Source organism: Flavonifractor sp. An9 (assembly GCF_002161245.1).
Lineage (GTDB): Bacteria > Bacillota > Clostridia > Oscillospirales > Oscillospiraceae > Flavonifractor > Flavonifractor avicola.
Map to the genome: position 1 here is coordinate 12,649 of NZ_NFHC01000019.1, position 25,288 is coordinate 37,936.

23 protein-coding genes and 3 pseudogenes are annotated in these 25,288 nt (G+C 55.2%); 17 read left to right on the forward strand and 9 right to left on the reverse strand.

Annotated elements, in window-relative coordinates:
- Nucleotides 1–157: 157 nt before the first annotated feature.
- The 6 genes from B5G40_RS11930 to B5G40_RS17370 all read left to right on the forward strand — a co-directional run bounded on the left by B5G40_RS11930 (nucleotide 158) and on the right by B5G40_RS17370 (nucleotide 5,639).
- The gene (locus B5G40_RS11930) at nucleotides 158–778 is read left to right on the forward strand and encodes a TetR/AcrR family transcriptional regulator (protein WP_006572682.1); all 621 of its coding nucleotides are present in this window, start codon (nucleotides 158–160) and stop codon (nucleotides 776–778) included.
- A 69-nt stretch (nucleotides 779–847) separates the two neighbouring features.
- A complete protein-coding gene (locus B5G40_RS11935) occupies nucleotides 848–2,599 on the forward strand; it encodes an ABC transporter ATP-binding protein (RefSeq protein WP_087399750.1) in 1,752 nt (583 codons plus the stop codon).
- Nucleotides 2,596–4,335: an ABC transporter ATP-binding protein gene (locus B5G40_RS11940; protein WP_087399751.1), complete on the forward strand. Its 1,740-nt coding sequence runs from the start codon at nucleotides 2,596–2,598 to the stop codon at nucleotides 4,333–4,335. The genes B5G40_RS11935 and B5G40_RS11940 overlap by 4 nt, the downstream gene beginning before the upstream one ends.
- 184 nt (nucleotides 4,336–4,519) lie before the next feature.
- Entirely contained in the window at nucleotides 4,520–5,206 is a 687-nt protein-coding gene (locus B5G40_RS11945; RefSeq protein ID WP_087330335.1) for a class I SAM-dependent methyltransferase, read from the forward strand.
- 6 nt (nucleotides 5,207–5,212) lie between these two features.
- A complete protein-coding gene (locus B5G40_RS11950; protein WP_087238112.1) occupies nucleotides 5,213–5,458 on the forward strand; it encodes a heavy-metal-associated domain-containing protein in 246 nt (81 codons plus the stop codon).
- 37 nt (nucleotides 5,459–5,495) lie between these two features.
- Nucleotides 5,496–5,639, forward strand: a complete 144-nt coding sequence (locus tag B5G40_RS17370; protein WP_242956833.1) for a hypothetical protein — start codon at nucleotides 5,496–5,498, stop codon at nucleotides 5,637–5,639.
- 197 nt (nucleotides 5,640–5,836) lie between these two features.
- On the opposite strand, the gene B5G40_RS11960 is transcribed toward B5G40_RS17370, so the two are convergent.
- On the reverse strand, nucleotides 5,837–6,232 hold the full coding sequence (locus B5G40_RS11960) for a metal-dependent transcriptional regulator (protein ID WP_164475022.1): 396 nt from the start codon (nucleotides 6,230–6,232) through the stop codon (nucleotides 5,837–5,839).
- Nucleotides 6,233–6,494: 262 nt separating this feature from the next.
- On the opposite strand from B5G40_RS11960, the gene B5G40_RS11965 reads away from it, so the two are divergent.
- From B5G40_RS11965 to B5G40_RS11985, 5 genes are all read left to right on the forward strand, one after another.
- The gene (locus tag B5G40_RS11965; protein ID WP_087399752.1) at nucleotides 6,495–7,046 is read left to right on the forward strand and encodes a DUF3793 family protein; all 552 of its coding nucleotides are present in this window, start codon (nucleotides 6,495–6,497) and stop codon (nucleotides 7,044–7,046) included.
- 45 nt (nucleotides 7,047–7,091) lie between these two features.
- Nucleotides 7,092–7,514: a flavodoxin gene (locus B5G40_RS11970; RefSeq protein WP_006575242.1), complete on the forward strand. Its 423-nt coding sequence runs from the start codon at nucleotides 7,092–7,094 to the stop codon at nucleotides 7,512–7,514.
- A gap of 110 nt (nucleotides 7,515–7,624) precedes the next feature.
- Nucleotides 7,625–8,545, forward strand: coding sequence for a helix-turn-helix domain-containing protein (locus B5G40_RS11975; RefSeq protein ID WP_087399753.1), 921 nt, complete (start codon nucleotides 7,625–7,627; stop codon nucleotides 8,543–8,545).
- A 168-nt stretch (nucleotides 8,546–8,713) separates the two neighbouring features.
- Nucleotides 8,714–8,986 carry a DUF6110 family protein gene (locus B5G40_RS11980; protein ID WP_087399754.1) on the forward strand — a complete coding sequence of 91 codons (273 nt, stop codon included), beginning with the start codon at nucleotides 8,714–8,716 and terminating at the stop codon, nucleotides 8,984–8,986.
- Between the two features lie 52 nt (nucleotides 8,987–9,038).
- Nucleotides 9,039–11,132 (forward strand): heavy metal translocating P-type ATPase, encoded by a 2,094-nt coding sequence (locus B5G40_RS11985; RefSeq protein ID WP_087399755.1) that lies wholly within the window; start codon nucleotides 9,039–9,041, stop codon nucleotides 11,130–11,132.
- Between the two features lie 245 nt (nucleotides 11,133–11,377).
- Here the strand turns inward: B5G40_RS11985 and B5G40_RS11990 are convergent, their stop codons facing one another.
- The 6 genes from B5G40_RS11990 to B5G40_RS12015 form a co-directional block, all read right to left on the reverse strand.
- Complete coding sequence (locus B5G40_RS11990) at nucleotides 11,378–11,722, reverse strand: cupin domain-containing protein (protein WP_006571821.1); 345 nt, start codon at nucleotides 11,720–11,722, stop codon at nucleotides 11,378–11,380.
- A gap of 20 nt (nucleotides 11,723–11,742) precedes the next feature.
- Nucleotides 11,743–12,072 (reverse strand): cupin domain-containing protein, encoded by a 330-nt coding sequence (locus B5G40_RS11995; RefSeq protein ID WP_087270358.1) that lies wholly within the window; start codon nucleotides 12,070–12,072, stop codon nucleotides 11,743–11,745.
- A 78-nt stretch (nucleotides 12,073–12,150) separates the two neighbouring features.
- The gene (locus tag B5G40_RS12000) at nucleotides 12,151–12,837 is read right to left on the reverse strand and encodes an ABC transporter ATP-binding protein (RefSeq protein WP_087270360.1); all 687 of its coding nucleotides are present in this window, start codon (nucleotides 12,835–12,837) and stop codon (nucleotides 12,151–12,153) included.
- Nucleotides 12,831–13,538 (reverse strand): ABC transporter permease, encoded by a 708-nt coding sequence (locus B5G40_RS12005; protein WP_242959417.1) that lies wholly within the window; start codon nucleotides 13,536–13,538, stop codon nucleotides 12,831–12,833. Before B5G40_RS12005 ends, B5G40_RS12000 begins: the two co-directional genes overlap by 7 nt.
- Nucleotides 13,539–13,569: 31 nt before the next feature.
- Entirely contained in the window at nucleotides 13,570–14,589 is a 1,020-nt protein-coding gene (locus B5G40_RS12010; RefSeq protein ID WP_087270366.1) for an ABC transporter substrate-binding protein, read from the reverse strand.
- Nucleotides 14,590–14,718: 129 nt separating this feature from the next.
- The gene (locus B5G40_RS12015) at nucleotides 14,719–15,396 is read right to left on the reverse strand and encodes a Crp/Fnr family transcriptional regulator (protein ID WP_087399756.1); all 678 of its coding nucleotides are present in this window, start codon (nucleotides 15,394–15,396) and stop codon (nucleotides 14,719–14,721) included.
- A gap of 166 nt (nucleotides 15,397–15,562) precedes the next feature.
- Here B5G40_RS12015 and B5G40_RS12020 point away from each other — a divergent pair, with 166 nt between their 5' ends.
- A complete protein-coding gene (locus B5G40_RS12020; RefSeq protein ID WP_087399777.1) occupies nucleotides 15,563–19,378 on the forward strand; it encodes an acyl-CoA dehydratase activase in 3,816 nt (1,271 codons plus the stop codon).
- Nucleotides 19,379–19,731: 353 nt separating this feature from the next.
- Nucleotides 19,732–20,527 (forward strand): annotated as a pseudogene (locus B5G40_RS12025) (HAD-IC family P-type ATPase); the annotation flags it as partial.
- A 73-nt stretch (nucleotides 20,528–20,600) separates the two neighbouring features.
- Here B5G40_RS12025 and B5G40_RS12030 read toward each other — a convergent pair.
- Nucleotides 20,601–20,831 carry a helix-turn-helix domain-containing protein gene (locus B5G40_RS12030; RefSeq protein ID WP_087331504.1) on the reverse strand — a complete coding sequence of 77 codons (231 nt, stop codon included), beginning with the start codon at nucleotides 20,829–20,831 and terminating at the stop codon, nucleotides 20,601–20,603.
- 622 nt (nucleotides 20,832–21,453) lie between these two features.
- On the opposite strand from B5G40_RS12030, the gene B5G40_RS12035 reads away from it, so the two are divergent.
- On the forward strand, nucleotides 21,454–21,741 hold the full coding sequence (locus tag B5G40_RS12035) for a helix-turn-helix domain-containing protein (RefSeq protein ID WP_087331501.1): 288 nt from the start codon (nucleotides 21,454–21,456) through the stop codon (nucleotides 21,739–21,741).
- Nucleotides 21,742–22,393: 652 nt separating this feature from the next.
- Here B5G40_RS12035 and B5G40_RS16705 read toward each other — a convergent pair.
- Entirely contained in the window at nucleotides 22,394–22,672 is a 279-nt protein-coding gene (locus tag B5G40_RS16705) for a hypothetical protein (protein ID WP_143383409.1), read from the reverse strand.
- Between B5G40_RS16705 and B5G40_RS17375 the strand changes: the two are divergent.
- The 3 genes and pseudogenes from B5G40_RS17375 to B5G40_RS12050 all read left to right on the forward strand — a co-directional run.
- A pseudogene (locus B5G40_RS17375) lies at nucleotides 22,650–23,300 on the forward strand (recombinase family protein); the annotation flags it as partial. The gene B5G40_RS16705 and the pseudogene B5G40_RS17375 sit on opposite strands and share 23 nt — an antisense overlap.
- A 769-nt stretch (nucleotides 23,301–24,069) precedes the next feature.
- Nucleotides 24,070–24,345, forward strand: a pseudogene (locus B5G40_RS12045) (hypothetical protein); the annotation flags it as partial.
- The gene (locus B5G40_RS12050) at nucleotides 24,311–25,153 is read left to right on the forward strand and encodes a KilA-N domain-containing protein (protein WP_087399757.1); all 843 of its coding nucleotides are present in this window, start codon (nucleotides 24,311–24,313) and stop codon (nucleotides 25,151–25,153) included. The pseudogene B5G40_RS12045 and the gene B5G40_RS12050, both read left to right, overlap by 35 nt.
- The last annotated feature ends 135 nt before the right edge of the window (nucleotides 25,154–25,288 follow it).

Sequence of the window (25,288 nt, forward strand, 5' to 3'; positions counted from 1 at the left end):
TCACAATCCAAAACAGTGTTTTATAACGATGTTTTGAATATACAACCAAAGAGCGAGTTTGTCAAGAGAGGATTTCCCCTTGACAGGGGCAGAAAGGGATGCTATATTGATAATTAGATTATCGGTAATCAAATTATCATTTGTCGGGAGGGGTGTTATGGCAAGACCGGATACTTCCATCGACCCTCGGATCATGGACAGTGCCAGAGAGGAGTTCCTGGCGCTTGGCTTTGAGAGGGCTTCCCTGAAATCCATCTGCCAGCGAGCGGGTGTGACAACCGGGGCTCTTTATAAGCGTTACGCCGGAAAAGAGGAACTGTTTCGCGCTGTGGTGGCGGATACGGTGGCGGATTTGGATGCTGTTTATGAGGAGCGGACGGCGGTGCCGGCATCTGCCCTCTCCGACGAAGACCTGATCCGGGCGTGGTATATGGATGAGGAATACATGCTGTGGTGGTTCCGCTTTCTCAATGAGCGGCGGGATGGCTTTGTGCTGCTGCTCACCGGAGCGGAGGGCACCGCTTACGCCAACTTCCAGCACGACTGGGTGGAGAAAATGACGGAAGGCACCTGGACCTACTACGCCGAGGCCAGACGCCGGGGCTTGTGTACTGTGGATATGACGCAGGAGGAGCTCCATGTAGTCCTGTCCGCCTTCTGGACCACCATTTACGAGCCCTTTATCCACGCCTTCGCCTGGCCGGAGATCCAGCGCCACTGCACTTTGGTCTGCCGTCTCTTTGACTGGTACGCTGCCCTGGGATTCCCCAAGGGATGAAAAACGCCTCTGCGGAGGCTTTTTTCTCGCTAATAAGTTAGCAATAACTAACTAAAAAGGAGTGATACTGTGTTTCAAAAAGTCCTGCGCTACACTGGACGCCACCGGAAGACGACTTATGCCTCCATTCTGGTACTGGTGGCCGGCGTGGCCATGAGCGTGCTGCCCTATTTCTTCCTCTACCGCCTGCTGAGACCCCTGCTGACTGGGGGCAGTCTCACATTGGAGGAAACCCTGTTCAACGCCGGGGCCATGGCTCTGTGCATGGTCCTCTACGGCCTTCTCTATGTGGAGGGGCTGGTACTGTCCCACCGTTCCGCCTATCATACTTTGGAAAACCTCCGGCTCCATCTCCAGAGCAAGCTGGAAAAGCAGCCCCTGGGCGCGATCCAGGAGAAGGGCGTTGGAGTCTGGAAGAAGATGTTCATTGACGACATTGAGAGCATGGAACTTCTGCTGGCCCACGCCCTGCCGGAAGGGTTGTCCAATCTGGCGGTGCCGGTGGTGGTATTTGCGGCCATGTTCCTCACGGACTGGAAGCTGGGTCTGCTTTCCCTCTGCTCCCTTCCGCTGGGCGTGCTGGCCATGGGCATGATGTACCGCTCCGGCATGAGCAAGATGGGAGACTACTACGCCGCCGGGCAGAAAATGAACAACACCATCGTGGAGTACATCAACGGCATGGAAGTCGTGAAAGTCTTCAACCGGGACGGAGAGTCATATCACCGCTTTGAGACCGATGTAAAAAACTACCGTGATTTTACTCTGGATTGGTTCCGGGCCTGCTGGCTGTGGATGGCCCTCTACACCAGCATTTTGCCCTGCGTGGCGCTGGTGCTGCTGCCAGCCGGCGGCTATCTGGTACTCACCGGCGCCTCCACCTTGCCGGATTACGCGCTGGTATTGTGTATGTCTTTTTCCGTGGGACCGCCTCTGATCCGAGCCATGAACTTTATGTCGGTGCTGCCCCAGCTGAGCTACAAGATTGACCAAATGGAATCTCTGTTCAATATTCCGCCCCTGAAAGAAGGAAAAACGGATTTCAACGGAAACGATTTGCAGATCCGCTTTGAGAATGTGCGGTTTTCTTATGAAAAGGACGAAGTCCTCCACGGCATCTCCTTCTCTGTCCCACAGGGGAGCCTCACTGCTTTGGTGGGAGAATCCGGCAGCGGGAAGTCGACCCTTGCCAAGCTGCTGGTCCACTTTTACGATGTGACGGACGGACGCATCACGCTGGGGGGGCAAGACCTGCGAGAGATGTCCCTCGCCTCTCTGAATGAGCAGATCTCCTTCGTCGCGCAGGAGCAGTTCCTGTTCAACACCAGCCTGTTGGAGAACATCCGGCTGGGAAGACCCGGCGCCACCGACGAGGAGGTGCTGGCGGCGGCGGAACGGGCTCAATGCGGAGAGTTTCTGAAACGGCTGGAAAAAGGAATCTATACCATGGCCGGCGATGGCGGCAAAGGGCTTTCCGGCGGGGAGCGGCAGCGGATCGCCCTGGCCCGGGCGATTTTGAAGAACGCTCCCATCGTGGTGCTGGATGAGGCCACCGCTTTTTTGGACCCGGAGAATGAGGAGAAAATGAACGCCGCCATTGCCGAGGTGATCCGGGGCAAGACGGTCATCGTCATCGCCCACCGGCTTCAGTCCATTGCAGGTGCCGATCAGATCGTGGTGCTGGACCAGGGCAATGTGGCAGGGATCGGCCGCCACGATACATTGCGAAAGACTTGCCCCGCCTATGAAAAACTGTGGCGGGCTGCCGAGGGAGCCGCTGTCTGGCGTGTCTCCGCGGAGAAAGGAGGCGACGAAGCATGATCGCGCTGATGAAACGAATCCTGTCCGTATCCGGCTCCTACCAGGGGCGGATCAAGCTGGCTTTTGTCTTTGCGTTCCTGAAGGCCATGCTGTCCAAGGCCCCCATCGGCTTGTCTTTCCTGGCCCTGAGTGCCTTTCTCCAGGGAACCATAACAGCGCGGTTGTGCTTGTGGCTGGCGGTGGGCACGGTGGGCTGCGTTCTGCTGGAGTGCCTGTGCCAGAACATCGCTGACCGGCTCCAGGCCGCGGCGGGCTATATGGTATTCGCCGATCTGCGCATGGAGCTGGGACGGCATCTGCGCCGCCTGCCCATGGGCTATTTCACAGAGGGCAACATCGGCAAAATCAGCTCCGTTCTGTCCACCGACATGGTGTTTATTGAGGAGAACTGTATGCACGACATTGCCAACATGATGAGCTATACCTTTGCCCAGGCCATTCTGGTGCTGTGGCTGGCCTTCCTGAATCCCTGGCTGGGACTGGCCGCCTTGGTGGTGGTAGGGATCATCTGGCAGCTGGGCCGCGCTTCCCTGGGAAGCACCCTGGCTCACTCCGACATCCGACAGGAGCAGAGCGAGGCTCTCACGCGGGCGGTACTGGATTATGTGGAGGGCATCGGCATCGCAAAGACCTTCAACCTGCTGGGAGAGCGTTCCGCGCAGCTCACCGACAATTTCGCCCGGAGCCGCAAGGTCAGCATTGCGTTTGAGGAGAGCAATGCTCCCTGGATGCGGGCCCTTTATCTGGTGTGCGGTCTGGGCTCGGTGCTGATGATCCCCCTGTCTCTCTGGCTCTATGGCCGGGGGCAGCTCTCAATCACCTTCCTGCTGGGTGTCCTGCTCTTCGTCTTTGACCTCTTTGGCCCCATTAAAGCGCTCTATAGTCAAGCCACCCGCCTGACGGTGATGAACGCCTGCATGGACCGGATCGAGGCAGTGTTGGCTCAGCCGGAACTGCCTGACCGGGGCCGGGAGTCCTTACCCAAAGCCGGCAGTGCCCCAGAGGTGGAGTTCCGAAATGTCACCTTCGCCTACGGGGAGAAAGAGGTACTGCATGATGTCTCTTTCACACTGGAGAAAAACCGGATGCTGGCCCTGGTGGGGCCCTCTGGCGGCGGTAAAAGTACGGTAGCCAACCTGCTCTCCCGGTTTTGGGATGTCAAACAGGGCCAAATCTTAGTGCGGGGCAGGGACATCCGCGATATTCCTCTTTCTGATCTGATGGATCAGATCTCTATGGTGTTCCAGCGGGTCTACTTATTCCAGGATACCGTCTATAACAACATCGCCATGGGACGGACAGACGCCACACGGGAGGAGGTCTATGAGGCGGCCAGAAAAGCCCGATGCTATGACTTCATCATGGAACTGCCCGACGGCTTTGACACGGTCATCGGCGAAGGTGGAGCCAGCCTATCCGGCGGAGAGCGGCAGCGGATCTCCATTGCTCGCTGCATTCTGAAGGATGCTCCCATCGTCATTCTGGATGAGGCCACTGCCAGCGTGGACGCCGACAATGAGAGCTACATCCAGGAGGCCATCACCCAACTGTGCCGGGGCAAGACCCTGCTGGTCATTGCCCACCGGCTCAATACCATTCGTCACGCCGATGAGATCCTGGTTATCGACCAGGGGCGCATCGTTCAGGCCGGCGCCCACGACACACTTATGGAGGAGGAGGGCATTTATCGCCGCTTCATCACCGCCCGCTCCAATCCCACCAGTTGGTGCCGGTAAAGGCAGAGGCGCGAAAGAAAAGAATGACCGGGATGCGTGTCCCGGTCATTCTTCGTTCCAGCTTCTTCCCTTGATTGATCCCGGGGGGCATACAAATCCAATATAGTGGCATCTTGCAATTTCATGCGACAAAGAGTATGATGTGGTTAGCAAACACTAACCGTTATTGAGGTGACCATACTGTATGGATGACAACAAGCAGTTTTGGGAGCGGTTTTCACGGCATTACGCCGGCTTCATGCGCCGCTCTCAGGCGACCTATCAGCAGATCTGCAAAACAATGCGTCCTTTTCTGAAACGGGACATGGATGTGCTGGAGTTGGCCTGCGGAACAGGCCAGCTGTCCGTGCCGCTGTCTCCATGTGTCCGGAGCTGGGAGGCAACCGACTTTTCAGCTGAAATGATCCATCAGGCCAAGAAGCAGGTGCATTCGTCCCGGCTCCATTTCTCCGTCCAGGACGCTACCAAGCTGCCCTACGGCCCGGAGAGCTTCGATGCAGTCGTGATCTCCAACGCCCTCCATGTCATGCCTCACCCGGAAAAAGCTCTGGCGGAAGCCTGGCGGGTTCTGAAGCCGGGGGGATGGCTGTTCGCCCCCACCTTTGTCTGGGGCAAAAGCCGAAGCGCCAGACTCCGGCTCTGGTTCATGGGGCTTTCAGGCTTTCGGGTGTATCATGTCTGGACTGCCGGGGAGCTGATGGCATACCTGTCCGAGCGCGGCTATTCCATCGTTCGCCATCCACTTCTCGGAAGTTCGTTGGCGCCGCTGTGCTGTCTGATGGCCAGGAAGATCCCCGATGAACGGAGCGCGGCACGGCAGACCACCTTCCGGTCCGCGCAGCTCGATGATCCAAAAGTCAAGAAGGAGTGAGAGAACATGTGGAAGTACACAGTGGAAGTCAATGGAATGATGTGCGGGATGTGCGAGGCCCATGTCAATGACGCTGTGCGCAAAGCCTGCCCGGTCAAAAAGGTGAGTTCTTCCCGGAGCAAAAACCAGACCGTGATCCTCTCTGAAACAGAGCTGGACACGGAGGTGCTCATGAACGCCATTCGCGGCACGGGGTATGAGGTCGGAGCGATCCAGAAAGAGCCGTATAAAAAAAGAGGACTATTCGGTTGAGTTCATTGGCGGCAGCGGTCAGAAAAGAGGCGTGAATATGAACACGGCAATGCAGTCGTTTGGATATGGATTAGCGGCTCTGCTGTTTTGCATCGCTATTCTTGGCGTGTGCCATAATATCAAAAAAGCCGCCCGAAAGGTTTTGAAAAGCCAGCAGACACATAAGGATGAGCTGCCGTAAGCGTTTGGAGCTATGGAGCAGATGCGCTTGGCGGTGAACTTACACAGCAGGTCGCTCCTGATTTAAAAGCGCAGATCACATAAAATGCGGTGGAGGCCATATCCAGGCTCCACCGCATTTGATATTCCGTGCCAAATGGCAGGTATTCACTTATCGCGTTGCCGCTCGATAGCAAAGTCCGCCAAATTTGCATAGGCTCATTGCCCGTGCGCATCTTCCCGCATTTTCGTTACCTGCTCCAAGTGCGCCTGCACCGCCGCAAAGGATTTTTCGCTGATCACATGCTCGATCCGGCAGGCATCTTCGGTCGCAGTCTCTTCGTCCACGCCTAATTCCATCAGCATCTGGCTCAACACCGTGTGGCGGGTGTACATCGTCTTAGCAATGGCAAGCCCGGTCTCCGTCAGGGTGATCGCACCGTCAGCATCCACATTCACATATCCGTCCTTTTTCAGAATGGACATGGCTCTGCTGACGCTGGGCTTGGTAAAGCCCAACTGCGCTCCCACATCGATAGCTCGAACGAAGGTGCTGTTCTGTGAAAGAATATAGATGGTTTCCAGATACATCTGGCCAGACTCGTGAATCGCCATAGGAACCTCCAAAAAACGGGCGTTTTGCTTATTATAACACAGGCGTCCGACAAGCGCCATTTTTTCTGTCAACAAAATCCATCCGTCCTCTTGACAAGCGGATTCATTCTATATATAATTTCTTTAGTTAGCTGCCGCTAACCAAAAGGCGTCAGCTATATTTTTGGCACATCGGTTAGCTGTCGCTAACAATATTTGCTTTCAGTTTTTCCATTTCTCCGTACAGTCTTCGTGTGGACATGATTTTGTGAGGAAAACGCCTATGTCAGAGGATCTGCTGATTCGCCATTGTTCTCCCACCCTGGCCGGGATCAAGACGGGAAACCTCTTTTCCTGCGCCTGCCCCAGCCGGAAGGATCTGACGCGAGACTTGTGCCGGCTGAACAAGAAACTGGTGCCCAAGGGCATTCGCATCCTGCCGCTCCGGGTTTGCAAAGGCCGCGCTTTGATTTACGCCTACCGGCCCCATGCGCTGGAGAGCGATCTGACCGATCACCGCGCCAGAGCCTTGCTTCTCAAATACGGCTATATGCCGGAAAATCCCAATGGCTGTGTGGTTCACCTGATCCACCGGCTCCGGAGCGAGGGGGAATTTCCCCATGAGATCGGCCTGTTTTTGAGCTATCCGCCGGAGGATGTGCTGGGCTTCATCTGCAATCGGGCATGCAATCACAAGTGCGTGGGCTGTTGGAAGGTCTACGGCGACGAGCAGGTCGCCAGAAATATCTTTGAGAAATACGAGATGTGCAGCAAAATCTACTCCCGGCAGTGGCAGCAAGGGAAATCCATCGAGCAGCTCACCGTAGCTGGTTGATGTTTCTACCATAACAAATCCAGAAAGAAAGGTCGCTAAAGTCTTATGAGTAAAGTTGCAGTTGTGTATTGGAGCGGCACGGGAAACACCGAGGCCATGGCTATGGCGGTGGCCGAAGGCGCCAAGGGCAAGGGTGCCGAGGTGTCTGTGATCACCGCCGCGGAGTTCTCGCCGGAGCAGGTCGGCGAATATTCCGCCATCGCCTTTGGCTGCCCCTCCATGGGGTCGGAGCAGTTGGAGGAGAGCGAGTTCGAGCCCATGTTCACCGCCTGTGAGGGCAGGCTGAGCGGGAAGAACATCGCCCTGTTTGGCTCCTACGGCTGGGGCGACGGCGAATGGATGCGCAGCTGGGAGTCCCGCTGCAACGACGACGGCGCCAATCTGGCCTGCGAAAGCGTAATCTGCAACGAAGCTCCGGACGATGACGCTCTGGCGGCCTGCCGCGAGCTGGGCGCATCGCTGGCCTGACAAAAGCACCGCAGAAGGCAGGAGGCGCTTGTCTCCTGCCTTCTCTCTGGTTCCCCGGTCAGCATAGGTAAAACCAATTCCGAACCCAGAGAAACAGGTCGTGAGAAATCATGCTGAAAGAATATTTATTGAGCCAGGACTCCGGCACAGGCCGTTGGAGCCACGGTATGCCGGGGGTGGAGATCTGCCGATTTTCCCTGCCGGAGCCGGAGCAGGAACCCTTGCGGCCCATTCCGGTGTGCGGCGCACCGCTCCAGTTTGAGGCGCTGTTCTGCATGACTGGCCGCCTTACTGTCCGAGCGTTACAGGGTACTTCCTGCATGGTGGAGGCGCCGGGGATCTTCCTCCTCTCCGACAGCTCCGCTCTCCGCTCGTGTCAGTGTAGCGGAAACCTGGGCGGCGTTTTGATTGCCGTAGACGCCAAAGCCGCAAAAGAAAGCCTTGTGACGGTCTGCTCCACCCTGGGGATGAGGTTGGACACCAGGATCGTCAAGGAGAAGATGACGGCGAGGAACGGCTGCATGGCTCTGTGCGGCACACCTTGGACGCAGTCATTTTTTGAAACGGTTCGCTATCTGTCTGAGCAGGAGCAGGAACGCTACTGTGTTTTCAAGTCGGTGGAACTGCTGTATCTACTCTGCACCGAGGTATCTGAATCGGACGAATCTTTCTCCGGCTCAGGCTGCCCAGTATCCCACAGTCTGTTGGAAGTCAAGGCATACATCCAGACGCATCTGTCTGATAAGCTTACCATTGCGTTCCTCTGCAAACAGTTTTCCCTTTCCCCGACCTTCTTGAAAGAAGGGTTCCGCCGCGCCTATGGCATGCCGATTCACAGCTTTTTGGTTCAACAGCGCCTCCGACGGGCACAGGAGCTGATCTGCACCACCCGGATGCCCATTCAGCAAATCGCACAGGCTGTAGGGTATGAGGGTATGAGCCAGTTCAACGCAGCATTCAAGCGGGAGTATGGCATGACTCCCGGCCAGTACAGAAAAATGTCGGAAACCGCAACTCCGTGTCCGTTTTGACAGCGACAAACACCCACCTTTTCTGCTACAATAATCAGACATTCCAAAGCATTCAAAGGAGTGACAGCGATGAAACAGCATCGTTTTTGGGCGTGGGGCGCTGTGATCTGCATGATTATGGTCATGGTCACCGGCTACAAACGGAAATAAGGGAAAGGAAGGATCACAATGAGCGTTTATACGAAACTTGCCTGCTTTGCGGGTGGTGCGTTGTTTGGTTCTTTTGGCATCAAGCTGCTGTCCAGCAAGGACGCCAAGAAAGCCTATGTCCATGTCACGGCCGCCGGCCTGCGGATGAAGAATTCGGTCATGGGGACTGTGACCACGGTGCAGGAAAACGCCGCGGACATTCTGGCCTCCGCCAAGGAGCTGAATGAGGACCGGGCTGCGAAGGAAGCGGAGGAAGCCGCCGCTGCCAATCTGGAGAGCGAAGAAGCCTGATTGACCCAGAGGGAGCCGCCAGCGGCTCCCTCTTTTCGTGAAGGAGGAACCTATGAACGCAACCATATTGCACGAAAGCGGGGGGCGCATCCGGTTCCGGCTGCGGCAAAAACAGATGACACTCGCTCAGGCGGATCTGCTGGAGGCATGGATTCAGGGAAAGTCCTGGTGCCGGCAGGTCACCGTCCACGAGCGCACCTGCTGCGTCATCCTGTACTACGACGGGACTCGCCAAACCGTGCTGAACGAAATTCGGCATTTTTCTTGGCAGGAGGCGGAGCAGACCACCGCGCTTCCCGCCCACAGCAGCCGGGCGCTGAACCGGGAATTTGAGGAGAAGCTGGTGGCAAAGGTGGTGTGCAAGGCCGCCTGCACCCTGTTTCTACCGCCTCCATTGCGGATTGCCCGCATACTCTGGCACATGATCCCCTTTGTACGAAGGGGACTGCGTTGCCTGCTGCGCCGCCGCGTCAAGGTGGAGCTGCTGGACGCCCTGTCCATTTCCATCTCGGCGTTCCGGGGCGACTTTGATACCGCCGGTACCGTCATGTTCCTGCTGGAGGTGGGTGAGCTGCTGGAGGAGTGGACCCGAAAGAAATCCGTGGCGGATCTGGCCCGGTGTATGTCCTTAAATGTGGATCGGGTCTGGCTGCGCACGGCCCAGGGCGAGGTACTGGTCCCCGTGTCCCAGATCCAGCCGGGGGACGCCGTGGTGGTTCGTGCCGGCGGTATCATCCCCGTGGATGGTCTGGTTCTGGAGGGGGAGGTCACCGTCAATCAGGCGTCCCTCACCGGAGAGTCCATCCCGGTACCCAAGCGCCCCGGCGGCGCGGTCTATGCCGGCACTGTGGTAGAGGAGGGCGAATGTGTGCTGGAAGTGAAGCAAGCCTCCGGCCAGAGCCGCTATGACCAGATCGTCCACATGATCGAGCAGTCGGAGCAGATGAAGTCGGAGGCTGAGAGCAAGGCCGCCAATCTGGCGGACAAGCTGGTGCCCTATACCTTTGCCGGGAGCCTGCTGAGTTTTGCCCTTACTCGGAATGTGACACGGGCTCTGTCGGTACTGATGGTGGACTTCTCCTGTGCGCTGAAGCTGGCCATGCCTCTGGCCGTCCTCTCCGCCATGCGGGAGGCGGGACGCGCCCACATCACCGTCAAGGGCGGCAAATTTCTGGAGGCCGTGGCCGCCGCCGATACCATCGTCTTTGACAAGACCGGCACCCTGACCCACGCCTGCCCCCGGGTGGCTCAGGTGGTGTCCTTCGGCGGCAAAGAGGAAGCCGAAATGCTGCGGCTGGCTGCCTGTCTGGAGGAACACTTCCCCCACTCCATGGCCAACGCCGTGGTGGAGGAGGCCAAACGCCGGGGCCTGCGTCATGAGGAGTACCACTCCAAGGTGGAGTATCTGGTGGCCCACGGCATCGCCAGCACCGTCGATGGGGAGCGGGTCCTCATCGGCAGCGCCCACTTCGTCTTTGAGGATGAGGGCTGCGTCATTCCGGAAGGCGAACAGGAGCGCTTTGACGCCCTGCCGCCGGAGTATTCCCACCTGTATCTGGCGGTGGGGGGACAGCTTGCCGCTGTGATCTGCATCTCCGACCCGCTGCGTGAGGAGGCGAAGGAAGTCATATCCGCCCTCCGCGCCCTGGGGATCACCAGTACCGTTATGCTCACCGGCGACAGTTACCGCACCGCCGCAGCCATTGCCGCCCAGGTGGGAGTGGATGACTTCCGCGCCGGAGTCCTTCCGGCGGACAAGGCGGAGTATGTGGCACGGCTCCGCCGGGAGGGGCATACTGTCCTGATGGTGGGCGACGGCATCAACGACTCACCGGCCTTGTCCGAGGCGGATGCGGGCATTGCCATCAGCGACGGCGCCGCCATCGCCCGGGAGATTGCGGACATCACCATTGCCGCCGACAGCCTCTGGGAGCTGGTGGAACTGCGCCGGATCGCCATGGCGCTGATGGCGCGCATCCACTCCAACTACCGCTTCGTTATCGGCTTCAACGGCGCCCTGATTGCCCTTGGTGTGGCCGGTGTTCTGCCGCCCGCCACCTCTGCCACGCTGCACAATCTTTCCACCCTGGGCGTCAGCTTACGGAGTATGAGTGCATTACCACTTAGCAAAAAGAATACACCATGACGAATAAGGAGAGGCAATCTACAGAGATCGCCTCTCCTTATTTTACTTCTTTCTAAATAGGTAATTATTTGCCTGATACATGCCTCTATATACCCAACGCCTGTGCATGGAAAAAACCGTGCTGCTTGTCACGCATGATCCCACAGAGCTGGATATGCTGGGTGTGCCGAATTGCTGACAGAACTGGAATAAAAAACGGGCTTCACAGATGTCAAAATGCTTCTATGGAGTCCGTTCTTTTTCTGTCAGCAGGACGGGGTCTTCACGACCACCAGGTACATCTTGAACGCTGTCACCGCCTGTACTGCGTGAGGGATGCCGGCAGGCATGATAATGGCTTCTCCTGCGTTTAGGGTGTGGGGAACGCCGTCAATGGTAATTTGTGCCGTTCCTTCCAAAATAGTCGCCATAGCGTCTCCGGGAGCAGCGTGGGTGCTAATGGCCTCACCCGCATCAAAGGCAAACAGGGTGATCCCCGCACCGGGCTGTTGGGCCAGGGTCAGGCTGACAACCTTACCCCCTTCATATTCCACTTGCCCCTTCAAGGCAAAGGGCTGCGCATGAGGGACATTCTTAATCAGAGTTTCCATGAGTTATTCCTCCTAAATCATTATGAAAGCGTGATCTGCAGCAGCTTGCAGCCATCCGGAGCAACTACTGCGTGGGGGGTATGGGCGGGAACTGCCAGGCAATCGCCCGTTTGAAGACAGCGGCTGTCCTCCCCCACAGAGACATAAAGCGCCCCCTCCAGAATGTAGTAGAGGGTATCGCCAAAATAGCATTCCTCACTGATACTCTCTCCGTCGCCGAAGGCCAAAAGAGTCATTTGGCAGTGTTCCTGCCGGCTCATAGCCATACTGACCACGCGGCCAGGTTGAATCTGAATCAGCTGGGTGAGCTGCTGGGGCTGCTGTGTGGGCAGGTTGCGTAAAAAGTCCATTGCTCATACCTCCATGGGTCGTTTTATCCTTATGATACCCCAGGAAACGGGATCATTCCATTGCCACAGCAACAACGATCAGGCTGTGATGCGACCAATAATTTCCCGCCGGATCTCCGTCAGTTCCGGCGCCGAGGCATCCCGGCCTTCCCGGCCAGGCAGGGTGATCCATGTTTGAATGGTGGTTGGCCTGGGTGTCAGGACAGCAATTCGGGTGGCCACGGTCAACGCCTCATCAATTTCGTGGGTGACAAACAGAACGCCCGGCTTTTTGATCTTCCAGATCTCCAGAAGCATATTCACCATCTCCATGCGAATGCCGTAGTCCAGTCCCTGAAAGGGCTCATCCATCAGGAAGAACTCTCCGCCGAAATGGAAGGCCCGTGCCAGCGCACATCGACGGGCCATGCCCCCGGAGAGCTGCGTAGGATAGTATCCCTCAAAGCCTTTCAGCCCTACATCCGAAATGAGGGTACGCACAGCCTCCGGCTCAGCATCCTCACGAACCAGACGGATGTTTTCTTCCACCGTTCGCCACGGCAGAAGGCGGGGACTTTGAAACATATAGCTCAGCCGAGTATCGGTTGCCTTGATGGTACCCGTGTCAGGTGTTGCCAGGCCTGAAATCAGGTTAAGAAGCGTGGTCTTTCCGCAGCCGGAGGGACCGATCAGAGCCACGATCTCCCCCGGAGAAAGGGTCAAAGACAAGTCAGACAGGACAGGTAATCCGTCATAGGACTTGGTGATTCCGCTCAGTTTCAGCATGTCACACCTTCTTTCCCACAAAAAGCCATCCTCAGCAATCTTTGTGTGAGATAGCATCCCAATACCAGCAGCAGCGACCAGGCAATGATGGCATCGGGCTCGATGTTGAGCCGGGCCGTGGTGATGGCTCCTCCGATTCCGCTGTTTGTAGTAAGAACCTCTCCCATAACTGCCAGCTTCCATCCGCCTCCGATCACGATTTCCAGCGCTGAGCGGAAATAAGGGCGGATAGAAGGAAGGGTTACATGGCGCAGCATCTTCCAGCGGGAAAATTGGTAAAGGCGCGCCATCTCCAACAGCTGTGGATCTACGCTGCGGACGCCGTGACTGAGGTTGATCACCACAGTTGGAACTGTGGCTGTGGCCACGATGAAGACGCAAGGCTTTCCGTTAAATCCAAACCACACCAGTGCCAGAACCACCCAGCATACGGGCGGAATGGCCTGGAGCACATGGATCAGTGGGGTTCCCACATCCTCTATCTTGGGACACAGGCCAAACAACAGCCCCAGAACAGCGCCAACGCCCACACCGATGGCCAGGCCGGCAATCAGCCTCAGGATCGTTGTTCCTATGGTGGCTCCGAAATCCGACTGCGTCATCAACCGAAACAATGTAGAAAGAACTTGGGCAATGGGGGGCACCACCAGCGGCGGGAAAAAGAGAGATGCCAGCTGCCAGGCTCCCAGCAGCAGGCACACTCCCGAGGCACGGCGGAACCACAGTCCCGCCTTACCCTGCATAGAACAGCCCCTCATCGGGCAGCTTTCCACCGATCATAGAGGGCTCAAAGTTGTAAAGAAGGTTATAAAAGGTATCCAGTTCCTCTTTGGCGTCCTGGGCACTCTTAAAAGTCAAGCCCATATTGGGAATCGCTGCCTCCACAATTGCGGCTTTCATGCCCAGATACTCCTCAGCCAGCGCAGCAGCCTCAGCCGGGTGATCCAACACCCACTGCACGCTCTCCTCATAGGCGGCCTGGAACTGGGCGGCCAGCTCAGGGTTCTCGTCCAGGAATGTCTGCGTGGTGCCGAAGCCCGCGTTGGGGATCATGGTATCGGTGCCGGTGGATCGCTGCCACTCGGTTTCAAAGCTGAGTGCCCGGCGCACATTCTCATTCTGTACCATGGCGGAAGTAACCTGGGGCTCGATCAAGGTGGCGTATTCCGCTTCCCCGGAGGCCAAAAGGGCGGCTACTTCTGCAGTACTGGCGTAGACCACCTGGACATTTTCACCCACCGTCAGGCCGGCCTCACTCATAAAATACTGGGTGAGCGCATCTGGAGGAGAGGACTGAAGCGGAATATATACCGTCTTGCCCTCCAGGTCGCTCCAGGTTGTGAAATTCGGATCGGTGGTCATAAAGTACGTAACGCCCCAGGTGTTCACGTTCATCAGACGTACATCAAGTCCCTTATTATAGAGGGTGGATATCACGGTCAGGGGAAATGCGTACAGGTCATGTTCTCCGCCCTGGACCATAGCCAGAAGTTCTTCCGGGGCATTCCACACATTCAGGTCAATTGTCACATTCTCCCCCAGCAGCTGCTCCTCCATCATGTGAAGAACCGGCAGAGCAGGCGGGGCAGTGGGCACGCCTACAGAGATGGTAATCGGTTCGGCGGCCTGGCTGGATTCCTCTGCTGTGTCGTTTTGGTTGGTGCTGTCCGCAGGCGCATTGCCCCCGGCACAACCGGCCAGGGCAAAGAGCATCATAGCAGAAGCCAGGATGGAAGCAAGAGTGCGTTTCATTTGAGATCCTCCAATCTGAATCAATATAATCCTGCTTATGGTTAGACATAGCTAACCACAAGCAGGATTATTACATAAAACAACAGGACCGTCCGTTGCTATGGCAACGGATAGCCCTGATTTTTCTGTCTATGCGGTTAAAAACTTACTGTCCAAAATTTGAATAACCTGTCCCTGATAAGTAAGAATACCCTCTTTCTGCATTCGGCCCAGTTCTCGGGAAAGGGCGCTGCGATCTACACACAGATAGTCCGCCATCTCTCCACGTCCCATCTCCAAGCGTATCTCACCATTGAAGGCAACTGGCAAACCTTGAAGATAGACCTTAATCCGATTGCGAAGCCGGTTCTGTGCCAAAATACGCATTTTCTGGTTGAGGAATAAAGCTCCTCTTCCCATTTCCTGCAACAAATTGGCGGTTACCCGCATCCGGTATGGACACCCGTTCTCTTGCTGCAGCAACAAAGGGTCAAAGTCCAGATAGAGCACCTCTGTATCGTTAAGGGCATCAATTTGAATGGGGCTGTCTTGGGACATGGAGCAGACCAATGTCTCCCCAAACACGCGCCCCCTACTCAGGCGATCAATGGTTAGTAGATTTCCGTCCTCGCTGTAAAGTGAGATCCTTAAGGTGCCAGACATAACAACACCGGGGCGCTTTTGGCAATCACCGATCCGCAGCAGAATTGTGTCCTTTGGAATTGCCCGCACTTCTCCATGCAGGCAGTTAAGAACATTCTGATACTTTTCTTCCGGAATACCGTCGAACAGCTGGCAACGGCGCATCGCCGCAAAAATCGAACCCATGAGATCCCTCCGTGTTGCTGTGGCAACCGACAAAAACAAAAAGCTTCTTTATAGTTAGCGATAACTAACCATTATTATACTGCTTAGACAATGAAATGTCAATGTAAGGAGGCTGTCTATGAATGGGATCGGTTTAGATTGCGGAACTGCTACTGTCAAACTGGCTATGCTCTCACAGGAGAGGGAGCTTTTGTGGTTCAAATCCTCCGCGCATCATGGTGCCGCAGTTCAAACAGTTCGGGCACTTCTCGGCGAACTACTGCAGGCGGATAGCAATGCTTGCGGCTATCCAGTAATGCTTACCGGAAGCATAGGAAATCGACTTTTAGATGTCTGTCCCGGACTTTTAACTCTGGGCGATATTCCCGCCATCCATCGCGGCATCCATCTGCTGGCGCCGGAAGCGAAATCTGTCATTGAAATTGGAAGTCAGAGCGCCCGTTTCCTCACCGCTCTGGATTGTGGCACTCCCCCCAGATTTGCAGTGAATGAACACTGTGCCGGGGGCACTGGTTCCTTTTTTGAAGACCAAATGTCCCGGCTGGGCCTGCGGATCGAAGACTATTCCGAACTGGTAGCAAAGGCTCGCTCCATTCCCCGCCTCTCTGGCCGATGTGCTGTCTTTGCCAAAACGGATATCATTCACCGACAGCAGGAGGGAGTGCCTACTCCTGACATTCTGCTGGGGCTCTGCTACGCAATGGTCCGCAACTATAAAGCAGTCATTGTGCGGGGACTTTCTGTGGAGAAGCCTGTGGCTTTATGCGGCGGAGTTGGCTACAATGCGGGGGTTCTTCGGGCTATTCGGGATGTTTTTGGTCTCACGGAAGAAGAATTGATTTTACCGAAGAATTTCCTCTACGCCGGCGCCGCCGGGGCTGCGCTGGCTGCTCAGGAGGCAGGCACCTGTTCCATGGGAGAACTACTGGCCTCTCTGTGTGGGCAGGATTCAAACACGGAAGACCGGCTGCACCGTCGTCAGCCACTGGGGCCTGATCCCAAGGTTTTTGTATCTGATCCGCCTGTTTCCGGCCATATCCCACCACAGGGCTGCGCTTTGGGCATTGATGTAGGTTCTACCAGCACAGACCTGGTTCTCACGGATCAATTCGGAGAACTGGTGGACTTCCAGTATCTTCGCACCGCCGGAGACCCGGAGGCTGCGGTGCGAAAGGGCCTGGAGAATATCCGCTCCCGTTTTGGGCGGATTCCCCTTCTGGCAGTTGGCGTCACTGGCTCCGGACGAGAGCGGATCGGCCGGCTCATCGGTGCGGATGCCGTGCGAGATGAGATTACAGCCCAGGCAAGAGCTGCCATCCAATGTATGCCCAAAGCAGATACCGTCTTTGAGATCGGCGGTCAAGATTCTAAATACATCTCCCTTCAGAATGGGCAGGTTGCAGACTTTCAAATGAACAAAATCTGTGCTGCCGGAACCGGCTCCTTTGTGGAGGAGCAGGCCGCACGCATGAACATCCCTTTGAAGGACTTCGGCCGCCTGGCACTTACTGCAAAGGCCCCTGTGGAATTGGGAGAGCGATGCACCGTGTTTATCGAGACCGCTATCCAATCTGCCCAGGCACAGGGAGCCACCCAGGCAGAGGTCGCAGCCGGTTTGTGCCAGTCCATTGTCCGAAATTATCTCCACAAAGTAGTTGGGAGCAAGCCAGTAGGACACCATATTGTGCTCCAGGGCGGTGTGGCCTATAACCCCGGCATCGTGGCCGCTTTCCGCCAGGAATTTGGAGATCGGCTCACAGTCTCTCCCTGCTTCTCCATCAGTGGAGCACACGGCGCCGCCCTGCTGGCACTGGAATCCAAGAAAGGCCCTACCCGCTTCCATGGGTTCGACAGGCAGCCGGAAGCGGAGGTCGCCCTGTCCGCGGAGATTCAACGCAACATCGCCTTTTACCAGCGTGGCCCACGGTTGCTGTTGGAAGGTTATGATCCAACACCTGTCCCCGGAAGGAAAACGGTGGGTGTACCTTTTGCCCTGATGATCCACAAGTTCTTTCCTATGGCAAATGCCTTCTTCCGGCAGTTGGGATTCAATGTACTGCTCTCGCCGTCTACCAACGAGGAGATCATACGCCTCTCCCAACAGACAGCCCAGGCGGAGACCTGTTACCCGGTAAAGCTGATCCATGGTCATATGGCCTGGTTGGCAGAGCGCGGTGTTGACTATATCTTTCTCCCCTCCATCCATACCATGAGGCATGAGACCTCCAAGGTTGAGCACAACTACGGCTGTGTCTATATGCAGACCGCACCTCAGTTGGCCGCCCGTGCCCTTCGTCTGGAGGAGCGGGGCATTGAGTTGCTCAACCCTGTGTTCGATCTGGACTTTGGGCAGGAAGCGATGGCATCAGCTATGCTGGGCCTTGGAAAACAGCTTGGCATCCCCAAACTGCGGTGTCTGCCTGCCCTGATGGCCGGAGCCCAAGCGGTACGCCGGCATACAGCAGCAGTAGAGCGGCAGGGTCGTGAACTGCTTTCCTCTCTGAATCCTGAGGACAGAGTACTTGTACTGATCACCCGGAACTACGGTCTTTCCGATCCGGTGCTGAATATGGGAATCCCTCGTCTGCTGCTGGAACGGGGGCACAAGGTAATTACTCTCTCCCATTTGCCTGCTCACGACCTGGATCTGTCAGCGGACTACCCCAATCTGTACTGGCCCTTCGGACAACACATCCTCTCCGGGGCGAAACTCGTGGCCCATCACCCCAATCTGTACGCCGTCTATCTCACCAATCACGGCTGCGGACCGGATACGATGCTCTCCTATCTGTTCCGGAAGGAGATGGGCGAAAAACCCTATCTGCACATCGAAGTGGATGAGCACTTCTCACCAGTAGGCGTTATTACTCGCATCGAGGCATTTCTCCAGAGTCTGGAAAGCCGTTCCTCTCAGCCACTGCCGGATCACTTTAAGCTCACAGCTGTGGAACACTGCTCTACCAAAGTCGTTGATATCCCAGAATCAAACCACGGCCCTTTATATGTTTTGGATCTGCCGCCGTTTACCACATATCTTAGGAAATATGCTGAAATGGTATGGAATGTGGAAACCCATCCCATGCCTCTGGGCGGCACTTCCCTGGTTTTGGGCCGGGGGGAGACCAGTTCCAAAGAGTACCTTCCCTTCCCCGCATTACTGGGTGGTATTCTGAACGCAGCGGAGAAGGAATCCGATTCCTTTCAGATGCTGATTCCCTCCACCCAAGGCGCGGAGGCCGACGGCCAGTACCCGTGGGCGGTGGAGGCAGTGCTTGCCAACCGGGGACTGGAGCGGGTAACACTGGTTTCCCCGGAACTGGAAACTTTGCCGGAGAACATCCCAGATCCAGACCTGTTGTTCCGAGCCGTGTTGGCAGGAGATCTCATACTGTGCGCCCCGCCTGAGCAGCGCAGCGCACTAAGTCCAGACGACATTCCAAATTGGGACAGCCTGAGCACGTTGGCGGCGCAAATCGGAAGCATCCCTGTCAAAAGCCAGCCTCTTGCCGCGGTGGGAGAACCCCTTACGCTGTTTGCTCTAAACGACGGGGTGCTGGGAACGCTGGAAAGGCAGGGCCGGCCTCTGTATCGTGCCCCCCTGAGCGAGTACCTCTGGTTTCTCTGGCGAGATTCCGGAAGTGTCATAGCCGCTTCCTGGACGGATCAAATGACAGAACTGGGGCGCCTATTGGGGGCGAGAAGCAGCTTCTCCAAAGATCCGGAGGGGATGCGTACTGCAGCGGATCAGCTGCTGCCGAGATTTGCCGGAGCCAACGGTCGGTACCGTTTGGCCAAGGCACGGGAACTTGGCCGAACATCGGCTGGTGTGCTGACGCTGGCTCCCCGGTATGAAAACACAGCAACACTGTTGGATATGACTGGTGAAATGGGTGGAATCCCCCACTTACATCTTGCCATGGACAGTGATTGGGACGAGAGCGCCTGGTCCCGCCTAAACTCCTTCCTCTATTACCTGAAATAAACCCCAGAATCATACCCTTTGTCCGTGCAGGCAGTTTATAGAAGCCTCTTTTGTTTTTATCGACCGAGGCTGTAGAAAAAGCACCGGAGGAGTGGTGAAGGAAAAAACCTGTTGTTGATTTGACCCGATGTATGTCCCTGAATATGGATTGTGTCTGGTGGAGCACAGCTCAGGATGGGTGCTGCTCCCCATGCCCCAATCCAGCCGGTAGATGCCATGGTGGTCCGGGGAAGCGGCATTATCCCCGTGGACTGAGTGGTACTAAAAGGTGAGGGCACCGTCAATTTGGCGTCCCCTCACCGGAGAGTCCATCCCAGCCTCCAAGCGCAGGCGGCGTTGTTTGTGCCAGAACTATTGCGGAGGAAGCCAAGCTTCGTAGTTTGCAACATGAGGAGTACCATTCTTTAGGTGGAGTATCTGGTGGCTCACGGCATCGCAAGCACCGTCGATGAGGAGCGGGTCCTCATCGGCAGCGCCCACTTCGTCTTTGAGGATGAGGGCTGCGTCATTCCGGAGGGCGAACAGGATCGCTTTGACGCCCTGCCGCCGGAGTATTCTCACCTGTACCTGGCCGTAGGCGGACAGCTGGCCGCCGTGATCTGCATCGCCGACCCGCTGCGGGAGGAGGCGGAGGAAGTCCTCTCTGCCCTCCGCACTTTGGGGATTACCAGCACCGTTATGCTCACCGGAGACAGTTACCGCACCGCCGCAGCCATTGCCGCCCAGGTGGGAGTGGATGACTTCCGCGCCGGAGTCCTTCCGGCGGACAAGGCGGAGTATGTGGCACGGCTCCGCCGGGAGGGACACACCGTGTTGATGGTAGGCGACGGCATCAACGACTCGCCGGCCTTGTCCGAGGCGGACGCGGGCATCGCCATCAGCGACGGCGCCGCCATCGCCCGGGAGATCGCGGACATCACCATCGCTGCCGATAGTCTCTGGGAACTGGTAGAGCTGCGCCGGATCGCCATGGCGCTGATGGCGCGCATCCACTCCAACTACCGCTTCGTTATCGGCTTCAACGGCACCCTGATTGCCCTTGGTGTGGCCGGTGTTCTGCCGCCCGCCACCTCTGCCACGCTGCACAATCTCTCCACCCTGGGCGTCAGCCTGCGGAGCATGGGCCGGCTGGCACTTCCGAAAATGTAGAGTGCAGAACTCTTTTGAAGGAATAAATACATAATGAGACTCGTAGGGGGAAAGGAAATTCCTCCTGCGAGCCTCATTTTTCTATCTTTTCTGGTGGTATAAATTCTAATAGATCGCCAATCCCACAATTCAACGCCGTACAAAGCCTTGCGAGGACATCTATATCTAAACGAGTAATTTGGTTTTTACAATAATTGTTGATCTGCGTCCGCTGCATCTCAGCTCGATGGCTCAACATGTTCTTGCTAAGACCGGATGCCTTCAACAGCTCGTCCAGCTTAATGCGAATCGTTCCATATTCCACTTGCCAACCCTCCAACCACAAGAAATATGTTGACAAGTTTAGTGTACCCTTGGTAGAATAGAAAAATAAGATATAGAAAGTCTTGTCAGACTAATTGCACATATATAATGCATAGTTTTGGCTTGTGCTTTTTAGCCAATATGAATATATAATAATACAAAAAGCGGATAATCTTCAAATTTCAGCATAACTGCCTAAAACCTAAGCGATTTCTAAGAAACCCCTAAAAATTCCCTATTATAATACCCCCATCGAAACGGTGAGGGGAAACGCACTTTTTGTCTGTTATCCCCGCAAGGGGAGAATATGGCAGGAAATCGTATAGGGAGCAATGAACACCCGCCGGGGGTCAGGGAAAAAAGAACAACGTTACATACCGCAATCCTCCAAGGGGTTGCGGTTCTTTTTTATTCGACACCATTTGTCCTTACTCACTATATACCGCTAAAGCTCGGCAAATATTTCTCTTCGTATGCACTCGCCGCACGGTGGGTGCATTTTTTGTTTGTCGAAAAATGGCGGCCTCTGCTCAGCGTCCGGTATGTCCGGTCGCTCCATTGCCGCGACCCACCGCTCCGAAATTTGGTTCGCATCCAAATTTCAGAAGACGGAGTAAATCACCATGTACTTTAATAGAGAGGACTATGGTTCAAGGATCAGGAGCTTGCGAAAAAAGCGTGGGCTCACACAGGAGCAGTTGGCAGAGAAGATGAATGTCAGCACTCCATACATCGCAAAAATCGAAACTGGAAAGCAGACTGGCCCAGTCGAGCTGGCCGTAGAGTTTGCAGCATTCTTTGATGTTTCTCTGGATTATCTCCTGGTGGGAAAAGGAGATTTTGCAGAGGAACAGAAGCGCGGACTGCGGATGGCCATCTCTCTGCTGTCCGAATTGGAGGCATCCCTCTAAAAACTTTCCATTTTGGGTTGGTAAACTTTCCATTCTGTTTCTGTTGGAAGAATACGCGCAGAGTTACAATCTTCGTGAGATCAAAACATCTCAGCGAACCTTGAAAAACACCGCCCCAGGCGGTCATATCCGGCAACTTGAATACCTTAGCTGATCGGGAGAGCGTCAGACCGAGTGCGCGAAGACCACCTGTGCGGAGCAGATCCGCATCAAAGGACGGCCAAATAAGGTGCAGAGCGATACCCACTCAGGCCAAGACAGCCTTGGCAAGCTGTCCCCGCCATGACCCCATCAGCCTACAATGATACTTCTGTTTACGCAGCTCGGAGAGATCCTCGGAGGGGTGAGAGTCCCATGATGTGCGCCAGCACAGTTCAAGTTGCCGCCCTGCCTGGGGAAGTAGTGTCGAATACAGGCGACTAAGCAGCATCAAGAAACAAAGGGCCGCTCCAGACTCGGAGCCTACACTCGCTCACCTGACCTTTGGGAGCGGCCCTCTGTTTTTCTTTTGATAGCAGAAATATGGGATCTGATCACAGTACATCCTCTTCTTCTCCTCAACCTCCGTTTCTCTGAGTTCTTCATCTTTCCCCCTCTACACTCCTCTTCCTTTTCTCCTCAAACTCCCTGATCGGGTCCCATATTTCTGTTATCAAAAACAAATCCACGAAAGCGAGGAAACGAGATGACAAATATCGATTTGTGCGGCATTGCCCAACTGCTCCGCACGCTGATAGAGCAGAAGAAAACCACAGAAAGAGAGGCCCGCAAAATTTTGGCCAGAATTGCCGCACAGACCGGTGCGGACATTATCCTTTCTTTCTGAAATCGCATTCTTTTCAATAGCTATTTCAAAGGTGTTGTGGTAGAGCATCAGCGCCAATGTCCGCTGGGGCAAGCGGCAGGCCATGCGCGAGGGAAAGACAATCATACAGTATAACCGGCTGTACGCCTATGAAAAAGGCGAGGACGGCAAGCCGAAAATCATCCAGGAGCAAGCAGATGTGGTTCGTTCGATCTATGACCAGTATTTGAGCGGAGCCAGCCTTCGGATGATCAAAGACAGGCTGGAAGCGGAGCAGATCCCCAATGTGACCGGCGGCTCCAAATGGACGATCACGGCGATCCGAAGCATCCTGACCAATGAGAAGTATTGCGGAGATGTCCTCCTCCAGAAGACCTACATCAGCGACTGCATCAGCCGCAAGGTTATCCGCAACACGGGGCAGCTCCCCATGTATCTGGTCCAGAATCATCATGAGGGCATCGTGGAGCGTAAAACCTTCGATGCGGTACAGGCAGAGATGGCGCGGCGCAGTGCCGGGAAAAGCCCTTCCAAAAAGAATGCCCCCACGGGGATGACATCCTATGCCAGCAAATACGCCTTGTCGGAGCGCCTTGTCTGCGGCGAATGCGGCACCCTGTACCGCCGCTGCACCTGGTCCAAGCAAGGCAGGAAGCGCATCGTGTGGCGCTGTGTCAGCCGGTTGGACTACGGCACCAAGTACTGCCACAACTCACCAACGCTGGACGAGGAACCGCTCCAGAAGGCAATCCTCGCCGCAATCAACTCCGTCATGAGTCAAAAGAGTACGCTGATCCGACAAATCACCTCCGCCATGGAAATGGAGCTGGCTCCGGTTCCCGGCGAGAGCATGGATAACGCACAGCATCGTCTTTTCACTGATCTGGAAGGTGAGATCAACGATCTTCCGAACCGCGAAGAGTGGGGCGGAGAAGATCTTGATACCGCTATGGGGATCCTTGACCGGTATATGGCGGAAGCTATTGAAAGCGGAGATTATGGCAAAGTAAATAAATGGGCAAAACTCATTCAATCCAAAGGCACAAAAGCTGGTCAGATGATTCAAGCATTTGCAAAATATAGCAGGACTCCACAGGGTGTCATGGTGGACGCAGTACGAACTTTGGAAAACAGCAAACTCAATGATCAGAAAAAAGCTGAAGTACTAAGCAACGTCCAGGAGCAGATAGCAGCTTTTGATGACATACAGGATGGTGATACCAAAGCTCTTATTGACCTTATCAAGCAAAACTCTGCTATTCGCCGTACTGGGTCTTTTTTCCGAAACAAAACTAGCAAAGCACTTAACGCAGCTTTAGAGCAGGACAGCTACGATCATCTTCGCGATGTTGCTCTTGCTCAAATTGACAGTATTGCAAAAGATTATAAAACGCGCACCACAGGAGAGAAACTTCGCTCTGCTAGGTCTATGTTTATGCTTTCCAACGTCACTACGATTTTACGAAATTTTGTAGGAAACCAGATTTTTGACCCAATAGATTCTTTTGCTGGTAATACATCTGAACAGCGATTACGAGAAGTACGACCTTCTGATTGGCATGGATCGGGCCAACCTGCGGAGTATGTACCGGATCTGCGGCGGCGATTTTGCCGACAAGATGCACCTGCTGATGGACTTTACCGACCGCCCCGGCGAGGTAGCCGATCTGTGGTACACCGACGATTTCGACACGACCTGGCGGGATGTGGAGGAAGGTTGCCGGGGATTGCTACAAAAAATAATCAGCAAGGAGGTGCGGACAAGTGGACAAGCTGGTTGTCAAGGGAGCGGAAATTAGTGTACAATGGAATTCCGAGCGAGATGATTTTATCAGCTTGACTGACATCGCCAAGCTGAAGGACAGCGACAATCCTCGCTACATTATCCAAAACTGGCTGCGGAACCGGAACACGATTGAGTTCCTGGGTGTTTGGGAATCTCTATACAACCCGTCTTTTAACCGTGTCGAATTCGATGCGTTTAGGAGTCAGGCCGGTCTGAACAGTTTTGTGATGACTCCCCAAAAGTGGGTAGAGGCAACCGGCGCTATCGGCATCGTTTCAAAAGCTGGTCGATACGGCGGCACTTATGCACACAAAGAGATTGCCTTTGAGTTTGCCTCCTGGATTTCTGTTGAATTCAAGCTGTATCTGGTCAAGGAGTTTGAGCGGCTCAAGACCGAGGAGATGAAACAACTTGGCTGGGACATCAAGCGAAACCTGGCAAAGATCAACTACCGCATCCATACGGACGCCATCAAGGAAAATCTGATTCCGCCCGAGCTTTCCGCAAAGCAGGTCTCCATGGTGTATGCCAGTGAAGCTGATGTTCTGAACATGGCCCTGTTTGGTATGACCGCAAAGCAGTGGCGGGACAGCCATCCCGATCTGAAAGGGAATATCCGTGACTACGCCAATGTCTCTCAGCTGGTCTGCCTGTCCAATCTGGAAAACCTGAATGCGGTGTTCATAAACGAGGGGATGTCTCAGGCCGAGCGGCTGACAAAACTCAACGCCATCGCCATCAGCCAGATGGAGATCTTGACGCAGGATCACCGCATCGAAGCTCTGGAGGCTCATAGCGGAGAACCATCTCCCATGGAGTAAAAAAAATAATATACTGGACGCTTGCGAATGGGTGAAGGCCGTGGCATCTATAGTGTTGCGATGTTCCAAGAAGAAGGACACGCTTAAGCGTGTCCTTCTTTTTTTAGTCATATATGGATTAGTAAAATCCTCGAG